An 853-nucleotide genomic window follows, 5' to 3' on the forward strand; every position below is an offset into this window, starting at 1 on the left:
TGGCGTTGTACGGGGCGGGCACGTTCAACCTCGCGGCTCTAGCCCAGTTCACCAATTTCGAGCAGGTGGATGTCACCAACACGACCGGCAATCAGCTATCGCTCATCTTGAACGATGCGCCGGATCTGGCGGTCAATTGGACTAGTAATGGATTTGGCGGCGTCCTGACGCTAGGCAATGGCGCCCGCTCAGTCGTGGCCAACAATCTCAATGGTGTCGCCATCACCTTTGGGTCAGGTCCGACGACATTCGCAGCGGAATCCATCGGCTATTCAACTCTAAATCTGGGCAGTGGCACCTCGAGCCTTACGGTGGGCTATTCTTATGGCTCAACCTATAATTTCTCGGATGGCGACACCACCATAACTTTGAGGCCGGGTGAGAATGATACATTAAATTTAGGATCGGGATCATCCACCATATATTTAAATGGCTCCTATTGGGATTATGCCTTTATCAATCTCAATTCGGGACAGGCAGAGATTCATGCTCTAGGCGGACGCGCAATAGTCAATGTCACTTCAGCTTCCTATTGGAAGGCGGGAGATATTCTCGACGGCCAGTCTTCGCAGGTCAGCAGCATTTCCATATCTGCGCCCGGCACCTTCAGTGCGGGAACAGTCCAGCTTATCGGAAGCTGGGGGTTCAATCTCAGTGCGGCCACGACCCTCAGCATCAGCAGCGCCGATTTATCGCATATTAGCCACATATCAGGCCCAGGTGCAGCAACGACGGCTGACGCCGCCCTTGACCTGACCCACATGTTTGTGGGCGCCAATCTACAGTCCACCAACGCGGCAGGTACCGTCTTCACCGTCGCAGACCTTAGCAGCGCCCAGCATATTCTGGGCGG

General features: G+C 54.5%; 1 protein-coding gene. It reads left to right on the forward strand.

Translation table 11 applies throughout. The annotated features are described in order from the left end of the window. A partial coding sequence (locus ACFO3E_RS15490) for a hypothetical protein (RefSeq protein WP_380805916.1) occupies positions 1–853 on the forward strand: 853 nt, incomplete at both ends.

Origin of the sequence: Sphingobium tyrosinilyticum (genome assembly GCF_042654265.1) — a bacterium.
Taxonomy (GTDB): Bacteria; Pseudomonadota; Alphaproteobacteria; order Sphingomonadales; family Sphingomonadaceae; genus Sphingobium; species Sphingobium tyrosinilyticum.